The sequence below is a fragment of the Pelomicrobium sp. G1 genome (assembly GCF_051905455.1).
Taxonomy (GTDB): domain Bacteria; phylum Pseudomonadota; class Gammaproteobacteria; order Burkholderiales; family UBA6910; genus Pelomicrobium.
This window is the reverse complement of record NZ_JBQACR010000003.1, coordinates 120,565-135,032: the sequence shown is the minus strand read 5'-3', so window position 1 is coordinate 135,032 and position 14,468 is coordinate 120,565. Positions and strand designations below refer to the sequence as shown.

Here is a 14,468-nt window from a genome sequence, read left to right as displayed (position 1 = left end):
CATTGTCTCCCGGCGGCCCAGTCGCCGTTTTGACCTATATCAAAGACCCCCGATCGCATCGTGGGTCTGCGCTCGCGCCTTGGCGGCGTAGACCTCCCTGCCCTCACCGTCCATCACCCGCACGCCCACCGGTATGCCCTGCCGGACGCTGCCGGTCACCACGCAAAAATCCTCGAACTGCTCGAGGCAGCGGTCGAAGTGGGCAATGCGCTCGACGGCGTCGCCCAGGCGAATGGCCGCATCGATGCGCCCGATGCGCAGCCGCCCGCGCTCGTTACGCACCAGGGTGGCGGTCACGTCGGTGCGCAGCTTGCCCGGGTTTTGCTTGAACTTGCGCATGCAAAATAGCAGGCTCGCGCTCAGGCAGTGGGCCACCGCCGCAGCCAGCAGGCGGGCGGCGTTCGGCCCCTTTCCTTCTCCCAACGGCTCGGGTTCGTCCACCAGCAGGCTGGGTACGTCGAGCCCGCCGAAATCGACGCGGAATCGGTAGTCCTGCTCCTGCTCCAGGTAAATGGTGAAGGACATCTGCTCGGGCATGTCCGCTCTCCTGTCGCTCAATCGGGGAATTTGCGCCAGTGGTAGTGGTAGAACACCACCGGGATGACCAAGAGGGTGAGGATCGTCGACACGAAGATGCCGAAGATCAGGGACACGGCGAGTCCGCCGAAGATCGGATCGTCCAGGATGAAGAGGGCACCGAGCATGGCGGCCAGGGCCGTCAGAGCGATGGGGCGTGCCCGCACCGCGGCGGCCGAGAGGGTGGCCTCCTGCAGGGGCTTGCCGGCGGCCACTTCCTGCTGGATGAAGTCCACCAGGAGGATGGAGTTGCGCACGATGATGCCGGCGAGCGCGATCATGCCGATCATGGACGGGGCGGTGAACTGCTGCCCCAGGAGCGCGTGCCCGGGCATGATGCCGATCAGGGTGAGGGGGATCGGCGCCATGATGATGAGGGGCACCCCGTAGGAGCGGAACTGGGCCACCACCAGCAGGTAGATGAGGATCAGCCCCACCGAATAGGCGATCCCCATATCGCGGAAGGTCTCGTAGGTTACCTGCCACTCTCCGTCCCACTTCATGCTCCATTCGTAGGGATTCTCCGGCTGGCGGATCAGGAACTGCCTGATCGGCGCCCCGTCGATGGGGGTTTCGGCAAGGCGTGCTGCGATGGCCCGCAGCCCGTACATGGGGCTGTCGGTGCGGCCGGCCACGTCCCCGGTGACGTAGACCACGGGCAGCAGGTCCTTGTGGTGGATGGTTTGCTCCCGCTCGCTTTCCCGGATCTCGGCGATCTCCGACAAGGGGACCAGCGCCCCGCTTTGCGAGCGCACGCGCAATGCTCCGAGCGCTTCCCCGTCGGCCTTGTCGCCGGGGTCCAGCTCCAGGCGCACGGGAACGGGCACCCGGGCGTGCTCGCTGTGCAGATAGGAAATGTCCTCGCCGCGGATCGCCGCGCTGACCGCCGCGGCCACGCTGTCCTGGGTGACCCCCAGCCTGGCGGCGCGGGCCCGATCCACCGCCACCACCAGCTTCGACTGGGGCGCCTCCAGCGTGTCGTCCACGTCCACCACGTCGGGGGTCGCTTCGAACACGGCCCGCACCTGGCGCGCCACGTCCAGTTGCCGCGCGTAGTCGAGCCCGTAGATCTCCGCCACCAGGGGGGCGAGAACCGGCGGACCCGGCGGCACCTCGACGATGCGCACCGTGGCGCCGAACGCCCGGCCGATCTGCTGCAGGGGTTCGCGCACGGCGGCGGCGATCTCGTGGCTTTCCCGGTCGCGGTGGCGCCGGTCCACCAGGTTGACCTGGATGTCGCCCTGGTGGGGCGCTTTGCGCAGGTAATACTGGCGCACCAGTCCGTTGAAGTTGATCGGGGCGGATGAGCCGGCGTAGATCTGGTAGTCGGTCACTTCCGGGACCCCGCGCAAATGGGCGGCGAGGGCGTCCAACACCCGCTGGGTCTCCTCCACCGGGGTGCCTTCCGGCATGTCCACCAGCACCTGGAACTCGCTCTTGTTGTCGAAGGGCAGCATCTTCATGATGACCGCCTGCAGGCCCACCAGGGAAAGGGAGCCCGCGATCAGAACGAGCAGCGCCGCCAGCAGCAGCCAGCGATTGCGGCGGCCCGCCTGCCGGCGCAGGAAGGGGGTCATGACGCGGGCGAAGAAGGCCTGGAGCAGCCGCGCGGCGCGCTCTTCCCCGGGGGCCGGGCCGTGGGCCTGCGCCTTGAGGAACAGCCGCCGGTAGAGCCAGGGGGTGAACATGAACGCCACCGCCAGGGAGATCAGCATGCCGGTGGAGGCGTTGATGGGAATGGGCCGCATGTAGGGACCCATCAGGCCGGTGACGAAGGCCATGGGGAGTAACGCGGCGATGACGGTGAAGGTGGCGAGGATGGTGGGCCCGCCCACCTCGTCCACCGCGAGGGGGATCGCCTCGGTGAGCGATCTTCCTCCCTGGACCATGTGGCGGTGGATGTTCTCCACGACGACGATGGCGTCGTCCACCAGGATGCCGATGGAGAAGATCAGGGCGAACAGGGACACCCGGTTGAGGGTGAAACCCCAGGCCCAGGAGGCGAACAGGGTGATCGCCAGGGTGACGATGACCGCCGCGCCCACCACCATCGCCTCGCGCCGACCCAGGGCGATGAGCACCAGCACCACCACCGAGACGGTGGCGAAGACGAGCTTCTGGATCAGGGTCCGCGCCTTGTCGGAGGCGGTCTCCCCGTAGTTGCGGGTGATGGTCGAGCGCACGCCGTCGGGAAAGTAGATGCCCTTCAACTGCTCGAAGCGCTGAATCAGGGCTTCGGCTACGGTCACCGCGTTTTCGCCCGGTTTCTTGGAGACGGCGATGGTGACCGCCGGATGGTGGCCGGTGGGCGGCAGCCCCTTGGAACCGGCTGCCGGGCCCACGCCGAAGGTGACGTAGCGCTCCGGCTCGTCGGGTCCGAGGGCGACTTGCGCCACGTCCCGCAGGAACACCGGCGCCCCCTGGTGCAAGCCCACCACCAGGTCCGCCACTTCCTCGGGTGTGCTGAGGAAGGTGCCGGCCTGTACCAGGAGTTCCCGGCCATCCTCCACCCGGGAGCCCGCGTCCCGGGAGGCGTTGGCCGTGCCCAGGGCCCGGCGCAGATCGTCCAGGGACAGGCCGTAGGCGGCGAGCCGCCGCGGGTCGAAGCGCACCCGTACCACCCGGTCCGGGCCGCCGATCACGTCGATGTCCCGGGTGCCTGGCACCCGCTGCAGCTCGGACTGTACGGCATGGGCGACGCGCAGCAGCTCGTTCGCGCCGATGGCCGGGTCCTCGCTCCACAGGGTGGCGGCGAGAATCGGCACGTCGTCGATGCCCTTGGGCTTGATGAGGGGCGGGCCGACCCCGACCCCCGGCGGCAGCCAGTCCTGGTTGGAATAAAAGGCGTTGTACAGCCGCACGAGGGCGTCGGTGCGCGGCTCGCCCACCTCGAAGCGCACGGTGAGCACCGCGAGCCCCGGCATGGAGGCCGAGTACACGTGCTCCACGCCTTCGATCTCGGAGACCACCTGCTCGGCCGGCGTGGTCACCAGGGATTCCACCTCCCGGGCCGAGGCGCCGGGATAAGGGATGAAGACGTTGGCGAAAGTGACGTTGATCTGGGGTTCTTCCTCCCGCGGCGTCACCAGCACCGCAAAGAGCCCCATGAGCAGGCCGGTCAAGGCGAGAAGCGGGGTGATCTCGGTGGTGAGAAACTGCCGGGCGATGCGGCCCGAAATGCCCAGCCGGGGCCCGTCCGTCATGCCGCGCCCCCGTGCTGGCGCTTGTAGGCGATACCGGCGGCGATGGGATCGATGGCCACCTTCTCTCCGGGCTCGAGGCCCGCCAGCACCGGCACGCGCCCGTCGCCGGCCGGCGTGCCGACGCGCACGTAACGGAAGGCGACCCGACCCTCCGCATCGACCACGTACACCGCCGTCACTTCGCTGCGGCGGACGATGGCCTGGGGCGGCAGCAGCAGCCGCTCCTCCTCCCCGCTCACGAAGGCCACCTTCACCAGGGTGCCCGGGAGCACGCTGCCGTTGGCGCCCTGCTCGCCCGCCGGCAGGGTCGCCAGCACCCGGAAAGTGTGGGTGGCGGGATCGGCCGCCGGCGGGATGCGCAGCCCGGTGACCTCCACGCTTTTGCCCCCGGGCAGGATCGCACGCGCCTTGCGGTGCCTGCGCAGGGGACCGATGTGCTGTTGCGGCACGTCTACCACCACCCGCAGGTGCTCCAGGGACAGGCCGGTCATAAGGGGCTGGCCGGGGGCCACGGACTCGCCCAGCTTGACGTCGCGGCGCACCACGATGCCACTATAGGGCGCCCGCACCACCGTGTAGTCCAGGCCTTCCCGGGCTTCCCTGATCGCGGCCTCGGCCGCCGTCACCCGCGCCTGGGCGGAACGCAGCTCCGCTTCCGCCCGGTCGAACTGGGCCTTGGCGATGAACCGCTTGTCGTACAGATCCTTGATGCGCTCGTAGGTCCGCTGGGCCTCGGCCAGGCGCGCTTCGGCTTCCGCCAGGGCGGCCTGGGCGTTGGTCAGGCGCGCCCGCTGCTCGGTGTCCCGCAGCCGCACGATGACTTCCCCCTTCTCCACGTAGTCGCCCACGTCGAAGGGCAGCTCCACCACTCGCCCGCTGGTCTGGGCCGACACCGTCGCCTGGTTGACCGCCTCCACCACGCCGTCGAACACGGTCTCCCGCGGGACGCGCGCAGGCTCCAGGGTGACCGTCTCCAGGGAGGTCGCGGCGGCGACCGGGGGCCTGTCCGCGGGCGCAGGCGCCTCCGAGCAGGCCGTGAAGGAAACTGCCGCCAGCAGCAGCCATGCGGCGCGGGGAATCGTCACGAGGGTCCTCCGGGTCAGGCAGGGCGCTTCGCCGGGCAGAAGGCCGCGCCGGGCTTGACGCCCAGCTTGGCGAGCAACATCGCCAGGGGACAGAAGCCGGTGAATGACGCCTGCAGCATGTTGGCGCCCACAAAAGCGGTCAACCACAGCCAGTGGATGCTGTGCACCTGGGACAGCGCGAGCGAGACCAGGATGAATAGTCCGGCGAATCGGAACACCAGCTTGTCCACGTTGCTGCCAGCGGCATCTAAGGTCTCGGGATGCGGGGTCATGGCGGCTCGCTTTTCCATGGTCAAACACCTTTCTTTCGGGATCGGGATCGTGGAACGGTGCAGTAATGGCCGTGCAGCACGCGGATGATATCCAACGCAGGGCCGGGGCGCACCGAATAATAAATGGTCTGGGCTTCGCGTCTGGCGGCTATCAGCCCCTCCTCGCGCAGTACGGCGAGGTGCTGGGACAAGGCCGATTGGGACAGCGCAATTCGCTCGTTGAGCTCGCCCACCGATTGCTCCCCCTCCCCCAGCACGCACAGAATCAGCAGCCGGTGCGGATTGGCCAGACTCTTGAGCAAGGCCGCTGCATCGTCGGCGTGCCGGGCCATCTCGTCTGCCTCCGGTAGACGAGCGCTGGACCGATCCAAAACCTGGCTCACCTTATTTTACCTCTTGCTAATTTAGCTTTTACTAATATAATACCTCTTGTCCCGGATCGCAAGGGACATGTGCCGAAGGCGCACCTTGACCGCCCCAGGCAACGCTCGCATGACCATTGCCCACTCTACTCGAGCCTTCTTTCACATCCGGCGCAAACCGGGCCGCGCGGTGTCGATCGGCTGTCGTGGGACCGCGCATACCCAGGTCCCGAAGAAAGGGGTACCGCCGCTCGAGCGGCGCGCGGCAGATCCTGGACCGAGCCTTACGAGTATTACCTTCTTCGAGAAACAGGGAACGACATCATGGAGTTGACCGCGGGCTTATTGCTTTCCACATTTCTCCTTTCCCTGCTCGCCCTCTTCGTTTTCATCTGGTCCATGTCCAAGGACCTGTTCGGCTCCGGCGTGGAGGCCGCCAAAATCATTTTCGCCAAGCACGAACCGGGACGGGTCGAGGAGCCGGCCGCGACCGGAACGGGGCTCCAAGCGCTGCAAGCGGCGGTCTCGAGCCAGAGCGCCGCCGGTCCGCCCGTCGATCCCGTCGAGCTGGAAGAGCGGCTGCGCGCCGACCGCTCCAGCGCCCTGGTGGCCGGTGTCGCCCTCACCTTCGCGGTACTCTGGCTGATCGTGGGCTCCATCGCCGGACTGATCGCTTCCATCAAGCTGCACGCGCCAGACTGGCTCGCCGATCAAGCGTGGCTCACTTTCGGGCGCATCCGGCCCATCCACCTGAACGCCGTCGCCTACGGCTGGGCGTCGTTTGCCGCCATCGGCGTCTCGCTGTGGCTCCTGCCCCGGTTGCTGAAGACGGAACTGGCAGGCGCCCGCTGGGCCCTTGCCGGCGGCGCCATCTGGAACCTGGGCGTGCTGATCGGCGTGGCGGCGATCGCCACCGGGCACAGCAACGGCATGGAATGGCTGGAGTTTCCGCTGCCCGCAGCCGTGCTTCTGATCCTGGGAGGCGCCTTGCTCGGCGTGCCCTTGCTGCTCACCCTGCTTAAGCGCCGCGTGCATCATCTCTACGTCTCGGTGTGGTACATCGCGGCCGGGTTGTTGTGGTTTCCCATCCTTTACCTGGTGGCCAACATCCCCGGCCTGCACTTCGGTGTGCAACAAGCGGCCATGAACTGGTGGTACGGGCACAACGTGCTAGGACTGTGGTTCACCCCCATCGGGCTGGCGGCCGCCTACTATTTCATTCCCAAGGTGCTCGGTAAACCGATCTACTCCTACAACTTGTCCCTGCTCGGCTTCTGGGCGCTTGCCTTTTTCTACAGCCAGGTCGGTGGTCACCATCTGATTGGCGGCCCCGTGCCGTCGTGGCTGATCACGATATCCATCGTGCAAAGCGTGATGATGGTGATCCCGGTGATCGCCGTAGCCATCAACCAGCATATGACGGTCGTGGGTAACTTCCGGGCCTTGCTCTACTCGCCCACCCTGCGCTTCGTGGTGCTGGGCGCAATGATGTATACGTTGGCCTCTCTGCAGGGCTCGCTGGAATCGCTGCGTTCGGTCAACACGGTCACCCATTTCACCCATTTCACGGTGGCTCATGCCCATCTGGGCCTGTACGGCTTCTTCTCCATGGTGATGTTCGGCGCCATCTACTTCATCATGCCCCGCATCATGGACTGGGAGTGGCCCTATCCGCGGCTCATCTCGCTCCATTTCTGGCTGGTGGTGGCGGGATTCGCCGTCTATTTCGTCGCCCTCACCGTCGGCGGGTGGCTGCAAGGCCTTGCGCTGCTCGATGCGCAGCGCCCGTTCATGGAATCGGTCACCCTCACCATACCTTACCTGGAAGCGCGCTCCTTGGGCGGCGCGTTGATGACGCTGGGGCACCTGGTGTTCGCCTTGCACTTTTTCCTCATGGGTTGGCGCTTCGGGCCGCGCCGTCTCGGCGCAGCCCTGCTCGGACCTGCGGGGTTTCGAGCTAAAGCCGCGGCAGGAGGCGCGCTATGAAACTTGCCGGACGCTGGGAAATGGACGAAGCTCGCCTGATCGTCGGCGCCATGGTGATCCTCGCGCTCGCCACCTCGATCCTGGTGGTCCTCCCCTACCTGCTGCTGCGCGAGATCAGGCCGCCTGCAGGGCTTAAACCCTATAGCCAAGCCGAGTGGCGCGGCCGCCAGGTCTACATCGCCAACGGCTGCGTCTATTGCCACTCGCAGCAGCCCCGCGACCCACGCCAGTCCCCCGCCGATCAGCAACGTGGTTGGGGCAGGCCCTCCATCGCCGGCGACTACGCCTATGATCGCCCGCATTTGCTCGGCACCATGCGCACCGGCCCTGACTTGTTGAATATCGGTGCGCGGCAGCCGAGCCGCGACTGGCATCTCGGCCACCTCTACCAGCCGAGGGCCTACGTTCCGGGCTCTATCATGCCGGCCTACCCGTTTCTGTTCGAAGCGCGCAAAGGCCCGGCCAAGGCAGGCGAGGTCGTGGTGCATCTTCCGCCCGACTACAGCGAACCCGGGGTGACGCTCGTGGCCAAGCCGGAGGCGCTCGATCTGGTCGCTTACTTGCTGGCGCTCGATCGCACCTATCCTGCGTGGCCCCAGCCCAAGGAGGTCGCCAAGCCATGACCGAACCCGAAAAACACCCCGCGGCCATCCGCCGCGAGCAAGCCGATCCCAGCGAGCAGACAAGACCCCTGCCTTGGATCGTCACCATGCTGCTGGGGGCCATGGCGATGTGGGGCGCGTTCTACATCGTGACCACCCCTTTCGGCGAAGGGTCGGACGTGGGCGATGGGCGCAGCGCAAGCGCCCTCGCGCCACCGAAGGTGGACCACCAAGGCGCGGCGCCCGCGCCCGACGGCCAGGCGCTGTTCATGGCCCGCTGCTCGGCTTGCCATCAGGCGAACGGCCAAGGGGTGGCAGGTGTGTTTCCGCCCCTCGCCGGCTCCGAGTGGGTGCTGGGCCCGGAGCGGGTACTGATCGCCGCCCTCCTGCACGGCATCAGCGGTGAAATCGAAGTTCGCGGTGCGAAGTACCAGGGTGCCATGCCTTCATTTGCTGCCCTGTCGGATGCCGAGATCGCCGCCGTGGCCACTTACATCCGCAGCGCCTGGGGCAACGCTGCTAGCGCGGTCACGGCGGAACAGGTGGCGCAGGTGCGCGCCGCCACCCGGGATCGCGCTCAACCGTACGAAGGAGGCGAAGCCCTCAAGGCGTCGCAGCAATGAACGGGACACCCCAGACCGGCTCCTGGCGCCTCACGCTGCTCGCCGTCGCAGCGATCCTGGCAATCGGCCTTACGTTGATTTCCTGGCAGACGGAAGGCGGCCGCGCTTTCACCAGCGAATCCCTGCGCCGCCTCCAGGTGGAAAAGAACGCCCCTCTATTGCCGGCGCTCGCCGTCATTGACGAGAGGGGTAAAATGCAGGCTCTGCCGGTGCTCGTCGCCGCAGGTCCCTTGGTCTGGATCGCGGACTTTTTCTATGCCCGCTGCACCTCCCTGTGCTTGGCCCAGGGAACGGTGATGGCGCAACTGCAGAGGCAAATCTTGGCACAGGGCCTGGAGCACCGCGTCGGACTCCTCAGCATAAGCTTCGATCCGGCGCACGACCGGCCCGACGTGCTGCAGTCCTACGCCCGGCGCATGGGCGCCGAACCTCGGGTGTGGCGCTTCGCGACGCTCGCGCGGCCGGATGAGCACCGCGCTTTGCTCGCGCATTTCGGCCTGGTCGTCATTCCCGCACCCCTCGGCGAATTCGAGCACAACGCCGCGCTCTATGTGATTTCCGCAGACGGACGCCTGCTGCGTATCGAAGACATGGAAGCTCCCCAGCGGGCCCTCGCTTATGCGCTTCACGCCGCCGCGCTGGCCGATCGTGCGCCGCCGCGCTAGCACCCTTGCCTGGGGCATCCTCGCGCTGCTCGCAGCGGCGCTGTCGGCCCCGGGCTTGCGCACGGGCATCGAGAACAGCATGGTACTCCACATGCTGGTGCAGATGCCCTTGCTGTGGGCGGCCGGAGGAGGGCTTATGGCAGGAATCGATCCCGGCGCCCGGCTCGGGGCGCGCTTCGACATGCAAGGGCTCAGCAGCTTCTCGTTCTGCCTCGTCGTCGTGAGCTATTGGATGCTACCTTCGGCCATCGATCGCGCGGTGCTTGAACCGGGCATCGACGCCCTCAAGGTCGCTTCGCTCCTCGCCTGTGGCGCTTCGCTGCGCCAGGCGGTCATGCGCGCTCCTGCCGTGGTACGGCTTTTCTTCCTGGGCTATCTCCTGCAGATGACGCTCTGGCTGGGGCTATATTGGGCGTTCACCGAGGAGCGCTTGTGCAACGTTTATAGCCTCTCAACGCAGCAGCAGGCAGGCGCGGGACTCGCGGCGCTCGCCGTCGCCTTGGGCGCCGTGCTCGTCTGGCGCCTGGCCCGGGCCGCGGCTTCCGGTCCCGAGTCCACCGCTTCGACCCCTTGAGCGCGGTGCTCCTTCCGCTTTCCCGCGCGCAACGCGCGGGTTCTTGGCCCTGCGCCGCCGCCGGGCGGCTATCGAGCTTTGCCGCAGGCCAGGTTGGCGGGAATGGCCACATCCATGAGCCGCGGGTCCGGCAGGCGCAGATTGCGCATGATTTCCACGTACTGCTCGCGCGTCTTGCCGGCGATGCGCGGGTTGAACCGTTTCTCCTCGCCGATGGTGGAGACCGTCCATCCCTTGTAGTCGTGGGCTGGGTAGACCAAGGTCTCGTCGGGGAGCCGAAACAGTTTGTTGACGATGGAATCCCAGGACTTCTCCGGGTCGCCGTTTTGGAAGTCGGTGCGCCCCGTGCCGCGGATGAGCAGCACGTCTCCGGTGAAGACGGCGTACGGGGCCTCCGGACGGAGGACGAAGCTGAACGATTCGTCGGTGTGTCCCGGGGTATAGAGGGCGCCCAGCTTGATCCCGTCCACGTCGATCACCTCCCCTTCGCGGACGCTTTGCGAGACGCATTCGGCCTTGGTGAACTCGCCCATCATCGTGACGCAGCCGGTCGCGTCGCGCAGATCGCCGAGACCCGTGACATGGTCGGCGTGGGTATGGGTGTCGATCGCCCGGACGAGTCGCAACTCGAGCTGCTCGATGGCGGTGAGATACTGGGGAACCTGCTCTTTCACCGGGTCGATGATCAGGGCTTCGCGCCCCTTGCCCGAAGCGATCAAATACGTATAAGTGCTGGAGTTTGCGTCGAAAAACTGCCTCAATAGCATGGCGCGTCGTCCTTTCCCGCCGCGGGCATGATGCCCATGGCAGTATTTTCGAGTTTGCTAAATTAGATGTTTCTAATATAATGAGCTTCGTCATGTTTGACAAGACGACTCTTAGAGGAGGAGCGCCATGGCTCATCTCGTCGTAATGGGCGCCGGCCTCGGCGGGATGCCGGCCGCCTACGATCTCAGGAAAGCCCTCGGAAAATCCCACCAGGTGACCCTGGTCAACGCCTCCGAGCATTTCCAGTTCACCCCCAGCAACCCTTGGGTCGCGGTCGGCTGGCGCGAGCCGGAGCAGATCCTGGTGCCGATCCGCCCCCACGTGGAAAAGAAAGGCATCCGCTTCCTCGCCCAGGCGGTAGCGAAGATTGAGGCGCAGGCGAGCCGCCTGACCCTGGCCAACGGCGAGACCCTCTCCTACGACTACCTGGTGATCGCCACGGGGCCGAAGCTCGCCTTCGACGAGATCCCCGGGCTAGGCCCCGAAGGTCACACCGTCAGCGTGTGCACCACGCCCCACGCCGAGCACGCCCACGGCGCTTACCGCAAGTTCCTGGAAAATCCCGGCCCGGTGGTCATCGGCGCGGTCCAGGGGGCGAGCTGCTTCGGTCCGGCCTACGAGTTCGCCATGATCCTGGACGCAGATCTGCGCAAGCGAAAGCTCCGTGACCGGGTGCCCATGACCTTCGTCACCAGCGAGCCCTACATCGGCCACATGGGCCTGGGCGGGGTGGGCGATTCCAAGGGCCTGCTGGAGTCGGAGCTGCGCCAGCGGCACATCAAGTGGATCACCAACTCCAAGGTGCTCGAGGCCACGGCAGAGGGTGTAAAGGTGACCGAGCACAACGAGCGGGGCGAGGCGGTCAAGGAGCACGAGCTTGCCTCCCGCTACACCATGTTCATTCCCGCCTTCAAGGGCGTGGACCCGGTGGCCGCGGTGGAGGGCCTCGTCAATCCCCGCGGCTTCGTGCTGGTGGACGAGCACCAGCGCAATCCGAAATACCGCAACGTCTTCTCCGCCGGCGTGTGCGTGGCGATTCCGCCGGTGGAAGCCACCCCGGTGCCCACCGGCGCGCCCAAGACCGGCTACATGATCGAGTCCATGGTCACGGCCATCGTGGAGAACATCAAAGCCGAGCTGGAGGGCCGCCCCCCTTCCGCCAAAGCCACCTGGAACGCCATCTGCCTGGCCGACCTGGGGGACGACGGGGTGGCCTTCGTGGCGCTGCCCCAGATCCCGCCCCGCAACGTCACCTGGGCCAAGCAGGGCAAATGGGTGCATCTCGCCAAGGTGGCCTTCGAGAAGTACTTCCTGCGCAAGATGAAGACCGGCGCCACCGAGCCGATCTACGAGAAATACGTGCTCCGGGCGCTGGGCATCACACGGCTTAAAGAAAGCTGAAAAGGAGCGACCCCATGATGAACTCATCCTTGCTGTTGGCCGCGACACTCTTCGCGCTGGTCACCGTGCCAGCGCTGGCGGCCGGATCCCCAGACCCCCGTCTGGAGCGTTCCCGTGCGCTCGCCGACTCGTTCCAGCAAGCGCTCAAGCAAAAGCTCACCAGTGCCCTCGAGCAGGGCGGTCCAGTGAACGCTATTGGCGTGTGCAAGGAAGAAGCGCCGGCGATCGCCGCGGGGCTCTCGGCCCAAAGCGGCGCACGGGTGGGACGCACGGCGCTGCGCATCCGCAATCCGGCCAACGCCCCCGACGCGGACGCCCGGGCCGTCCTCGAGGGTTTTCAGGGGGCGCTTGCCGGCGGCGCCGGGCCGGAAACCCTGGAGCGCTTCGAAGCGCGGCCCGACGGCGGCGCGCGCTACATGAGGGCCATCATTGCCCAGCCGCCCTGCCTCGCCTGCCACGGCACCGAGATCCCGGCGTCGGTACAGGCAGCCCTGAAACGGCACTATCCGGAAGACCAGGCGACCGGCTTCCGAGCGGGGGATCTGCGGGGCGCGTTTCTCGTCGATTGGCCGCCTTCAAGCGCGGGCGAAGGATCGCCTGCCGGGGGCAAGGAGGGGCGGCCATGATCCGGGTCTGTTCCCATTGCGGCGCGAAGAACCGGGTGCCGGCAGCCCATCTGGCGGACACTGGCCGCTGTGGCGCCTGCAAGCGCGAGCTTCCGCCCCTAGCCGAGCCGGTCGAGGCGGACGAAGCGCTCTTCGCCGAGATCACCCGGGAGGCCAGGGTACCGGTGCTGGTGGACTTCTGGGCGCCCTGGTGCGCCCCCTGCCGCATGGCCGGCCCGGAAGTCGCCAAGGCCGCCGCCAACCTGGCGGGCAAGGCCGTCGTGCTCAAGGTGAACACCGAAGAGCACCCCGTGCTGGCGAGCCGTTTCGGCGTGCGCAGCATCCCCAACTTCGCCCTGTTCAAGGACGGCGCGCTGCGCTGGCAGCAGCCTGGGCTGCTGGGGCACCGGCAACTGGAGCAGCTCGCTATGGAAGCGGCATGAAGCGTTGGCGCTTGCAGAGTCGACGACTCGCCCTGTTGATCGGCGGGCTCGCTGCGTGGGCGAGCGCCGGCGCCGGGGAGCTAGGGGACCTCCTGCGCTCGAGCCTTGCGCACCCGGCCGTGGCGGCCCGGGCCGCCGCGAAGGAGGCGGCCGACCGCCAACTCGATGCTGCTCGGCGCCGCACCCTGGGCGCCGCGAGCCTGGTCGCCGAGGCCGCCCGCTACGAGGGGGAGCGCTTCGTCGGCGTGCTCTCTCCCGCCGCCCTGGCCGCCATGCCCTTCTCCCGGGACGTCTCCCGCTACGGGGTGGCCTATCAGTTGCCCGTGGACCTGGCGGGGGCCATCGCCGCCGCCCGGCGCGCCGCGCAGGGCGATCTGGAAGCGGCGCGGCTCACCGAGCGGCAGACGGCGCTTCTGAAGCTCCATGACACCGCCAGCGCCTACGTGCGCCTGCAGGCCTTGCTGCACCAGGTGCAGGTGTTGAAGGTGCAGCAGGAGCGGGTCCGACAAACCATCGAGCGCATCCAGCGGGAAGTGGAGATCGGGCAGGCGGCCCTGGTGGACCTGCGCCTGGCCGAAAGCGAACAGGCCCGGCTGCACTCGGAGCAGACCCGTCTGCAGGCGGCGATCGAGGAGGCACTCACGGCACTAGAGGAAGCGAGCGGCCAGCGCCAGTTGCCCTCCGAGACCCTCTCCGCCGCGCCGGCCTGGCCGGAAGGTGGGATCGATAGCGCCCTGCCCCTGGAGCTCGCGCAAGCGCGGGCGGAAGCCCAAGCCGCCCGGGCCGAGGAAGCGCGGCGGCAGCTCTGGCCCGCCTTCTCCCTGGGGGCGGATTATTTCCAGTTCGACAGCGGAGCGTTGCCGCCGGACACCTGGACCCTGTCGGCGCGGGTGAGCCTGCCCATCGACCCCGCCGCCTGGGCCCGCGCCGACGCCGCCCGGGCCCAGGCCCGCGCCGCGCGGGAGGAGCGGGAAGCGGCTCGCCGGGACGTGGCGCGCCAATGGGCCGCCCTGCGTTCGGCCTACGACACCGCCCGCGCCGACGCCGAGGCGCTTAAGCAGGAGATCGCCGCCCGGGAGGAGGTGGTGCGGGTCCAGGCCGAGCTGCTGCGGGTGGGCATGGCGCCCATGGAAGAGTTTCTGCGGCAACAGCGGGACCTGCGGGAGGCCGAAGCCCGTGGCACGGAGGCCCGGGCCCGCGCCCTGATCGCCTGGTCGGCGGCCCAGGTACTCCTGGGCACGCCAGTGGAGCGCTACATCGAAATCCTAGACTCGGTCCGATAGCCGCAGGGTGCGCTCCAGCG

General features: G+C 67.6%; 15 protein-coding genes. 9 read left to right on the top strand and 6 right to left on the bottom strand.

Going from position 1 to position 14,468, the window contains the following annotated elements; all coding sequences use genetic code 11:
• Window positions 1–39: 39 nt before the first annotated feature.
• The 5 genes from ACTFO6_RS04315 to ACTFO6_RS04295 are packed head-to-tail and all read right to left on the bottom strand — an operon-like array spanning window position 40 to window position 5,468.
• Complete coding sequence (locus ACTFO6_RS04315; protein ID WP_439933213.1) at window positions 40–537, bottom strand: OsmC family protein; 498 nt, start codon at window positions 535–537, stop codon at window positions 40–42.
• Window positions 538–554: 17 nt separating this feature from the next.
• Complete coding sequence (locus ACTFO6_RS04310; protein WP_439933212.1) at window positions 555–3,779, bottom strand: efflux RND transporter permease subunit; 3,225 nt, start codon at window positions 3,777–3,779, stop codon at window positions 555–557.
• Window positions 3,776–4,864, bottom strand: a complete 1,089-nt coding sequence (locus tag ACTFO6_RS04305; RefSeq protein WP_439933211.1) for an efflux RND transporter periplasmic adaptor subunit — start codon at window positions 4,862–4,864, stop codon at window positions 3,776–3,778. The genes ACTFO6_RS04310 and ACTFO6_RS04305 overlap by 4 nt, the downstream gene beginning before the upstream one ends.
• Before the next feature lie 14 nt (window positions 4,865–4,878).
• Window positions 4,879–5,136 carry a YgaP family membrane protein gene (locus tag ACTFO6_RS04300; RefSeq protein WP_439933406.1) on the bottom strand — a complete coding sequence of 86 codons (258 nt, stop codon included), beginning with the start codon at window positions 5,134–5,136 and terminating at the stop codon, window positions 4,879–4,881.
• Window positions 5,137–5,156: 20 nt separating this feature from the next.
• A complete protein-coding gene (locus ACTFO6_RS04295; RefSeq protein WP_439933210.1) occupies window positions 5,157–5,468 on the bottom strand; it encodes an ArsR/SmtB family transcription factor in 312 nt (103 codons plus the stop codon).
• Between the two features lie 354 nt (window positions 5,469–5,822).
• On the opposite strand from ACTFO6_RS04295, the gene ACTFO6_RS04290 reads away from it, so the two are divergent.
• From ACTFO6_RS04290 to ACTFO6_RS04270, 5 genes are read left to right on the top strand one after another with little or no spacing between them, the layout of a single operon-like run.
• Window positions 5,823–7,484 carry a cbb3-type cytochrome c oxidase subunit I gene (locus ACTFO6_RS04290; RefSeq protein WP_439933209.1) on the top strand — a complete coding sequence of 554 codons (1,662 nt, stop codon included), beginning with the start codon at window positions 5,823–5,825 and terminating at the stop codon, window positions 7,482–7,484.
• Window positions 7,481–8,107, top strand: coding sequence for a cbb3-type cytochrome c oxidase subunit II (locus tag ACTFO6_RS04285; RefSeq protein ID WP_439933208.1), 627 nt, complete (start codon window positions 7,481–7,483; stop codon window positions 8,105–8,107). The genes ACTFO6_RS04290 and ACTFO6_RS04285 overlap by 4 nt, the downstream gene beginning before the upstream one ends.
• Window positions 8,104–8,709, top strand: coding sequence for a c-type cytochrome (locus ACTFO6_RS04280; RefSeq protein ID WP_439933207.1), 606 nt, complete (start codon window positions 8,104–8,106; stop codon window positions 8,707–8,709). Before ACTFO6_RS04285 ends, ACTFO6_RS04280 begins: the two co-directional genes overlap by 4 nt.
• Window positions 8,706–9,374 (top strand): SCO family protein, encoded by a 669-nt coding sequence (locus ACTFO6_RS04275; RefSeq protein WP_439933206.1) that lies wholly within the window; start codon window positions 8,706–8,708, stop codon window positions 9,372–9,374. Before ACTFO6_RS04280 ends, ACTFO6_RS04275 begins: the two co-directional genes overlap by 4 nt.
• Window positions 9,358–9,948, top strand: coding sequence for a hypothetical protein (locus ACTFO6_RS04270; RefSeq protein WP_439933205.1), 591 nt, complete (start codon window positions 9,358–9,360; stop codon window positions 9,946–9,948). Before ACTFO6_RS04275 ends, ACTFO6_RS04270 begins: the two co-directional genes overlap by 17 nt.
• Before the next feature lie 68 nt (window positions 9,949–10,016).
• Here ACTFO6_RS04270 and ACTFO6_RS04265 read toward each other — a convergent pair whose 3' ends face one another.
• Window positions 10,017–10,715 carry an MBL fold metallo-hydrolase gene (locus ACTFO6_RS04265; protein ID WP_439933204.1) on the bottom strand — a complete coding sequence of 233 codons (699 nt, stop codon included), beginning with the start codon at window positions 10,713–10,715 and terminating at the stop codon, window positions 10,017–10,019.
• A gap of 127 nt (window positions 10,716–10,842) precedes the next feature.
• Between ACTFO6_RS04265 and ACTFO6_RS04260 the strand changes: the two genes are divergently transcribed.
• Genes ACTFO6_RS04260 through ACTFO6_RS04245 form a run of 4 tightly spaced genes read left to right on the top strand, consistent with a single transcriptional unit; the run spans window position 10,843 to window position 14,448 of the window.
• Window positions 10,843–12,117 carry an NAD(P)/FAD-dependent oxidoreductase gene (locus ACTFO6_RS04260; RefSeq protein ID WP_439933203.1) on the top strand — a complete coding sequence of 425 codons (1,275 nt, stop codon included), beginning with the start codon at window positions 10,843–10,845 and terminating at the stop codon, window positions 12,115–12,117.
• Between the two features lie 14 nt (window positions 12,118–12,131).
• The gene (locus ACTFO6_RS04255) at window positions 12,132–12,743 is read left to right on the top strand and encodes a Tll0287-like domain-containing protein (RefSeq protein ID WP_439933202.1); all 612 of its coding nucleotides are present in this window, start codon (window positions 12,132–12,134) and stop codon (window positions 12,741–12,743) included.
• On the top strand, window positions 12,740–13,165 hold the full coding sequence (locus ACTFO6_RS04250) for a thioredoxin family protein (protein ID WP_439933201.1): 426 nt from the start codon (window positions 12,740–12,742) through the stop codon (window positions 13,163–13,165). The genes ACTFO6_RS04255 and ACTFO6_RS04250 overlap by 4 nt, the downstream gene beginning before the upstream one ends.
• Entirely contained in the window at window positions 13,162–14,448 is a 1,287-nt protein-coding gene (locus ACTFO6_RS04245) for a TolC family protein (protein ID WP_439933200.1), read from the top strand. The genes ACTFO6_RS04250 and ACTFO6_RS04245 overlap by 4 nt, the downstream gene beginning before the upstream one ends.
• Window positions 14,449–14,468 lie beyond the last annotated feature (20 nt).

Excerpts from the sequence above, each read along its gene's own strand:
- ACTFO6_RS04300 (WP_439933406.1), bottom strand. The coding sequence starts at position 5,136 with ATGACCCCGCATCCCGAGACCTTAGATGCCGCTGGCAGCAACGTGGAC.
- ACTFO6_RS04250 (WP_439933201.1), top strand. The coding sequence starts at position 12,740 with ATGATCCGGGTCTGTTCCCATTGCGGCGCGAAGAACCGGGTGCCGGCA.
- ACTFO6_RS04255 (WP_439933202.1), top strand. The coding sequence starts at position 12,132 with ATGATGAACTCATCCTTGCTGTTGGCCGCGACACTCTTCGCGCTGGTC.
- ACTFO6_RS04265 (WP_439933204.1), bottom strand. The coding sequence starts at position 10,715 with ATGCTATTGAGGCAGTTTTTCGACGCAAACTCCAGCACTTATACGTAT.
- ACTFO6_RS04290 (WP_439933209.1), top strand. The coding sequence starts at position 5,823 with ATGGAGTTGACCGCGGGCTTATTGCTTTCCACATTTCTCCTTTCCCTG.
- ACTFO6_RS04245 (WP_439933200.1), top strand. The coding sequence starts at position 13,162 with ATGAAGCGTTGGCGCTTGCAGAGTCGACGACTCGCCCTGTTGATCGGC.
- ACTFO6_RS04285 (WP_439933208.1), top strand. The coding sequence starts at position 7,481 with ATGAAACTTGCCGGACGCTGGGAAATGGACGAAGCTCGCCTGATCGTC.
- ACTFO6_RS04315 (WP_439933213.1), bottom strand. The coding sequence starts at position 537 with ATGCCCGAGCAGATGTCCTTCACCATTTACCTGGAGCAGGAGCAGGAC.
- ACTFO6_RS04260 (WP_439933203.1), top strand. The coding sequence starts at position 10,843 with ATGGCTCATCTCGTCGTAATGGGCGCCGGCCTCGGCGGGATGCCGGCC.
- ACTFO6_RS04295 (WP_439933210.1), bottom strand. The coding sequence starts at position 5,468 with ATGGCCCGGCACGCCGACGATGCAGCGGCCTTGCTCAAGAGTCTGGCC.
- ACTFO6_RS04275 (WP_439933206.1), top strand. The coding sequence starts at position 8,706 with ATGAACGGGACACCCCAGACCGGCTCCTGGCGCCTCACGCTGCTCGCC.
- ACTFO6_RS04310 (WP_439933212.1), bottom strand. The coding sequence starts at position 3,779 with ATGACGGACGGGCCCCGGCTGGGCATTTCGGGCCGCATCGCCCGGCAG.
- ACTFO6_RS04280 (WP_439933207.1), top strand. The coding sequence starts at position 8,104 with ATGACCGAACCCGAAAAACACCCCGCGGCCATCCGCCGCGAGCAAGCC.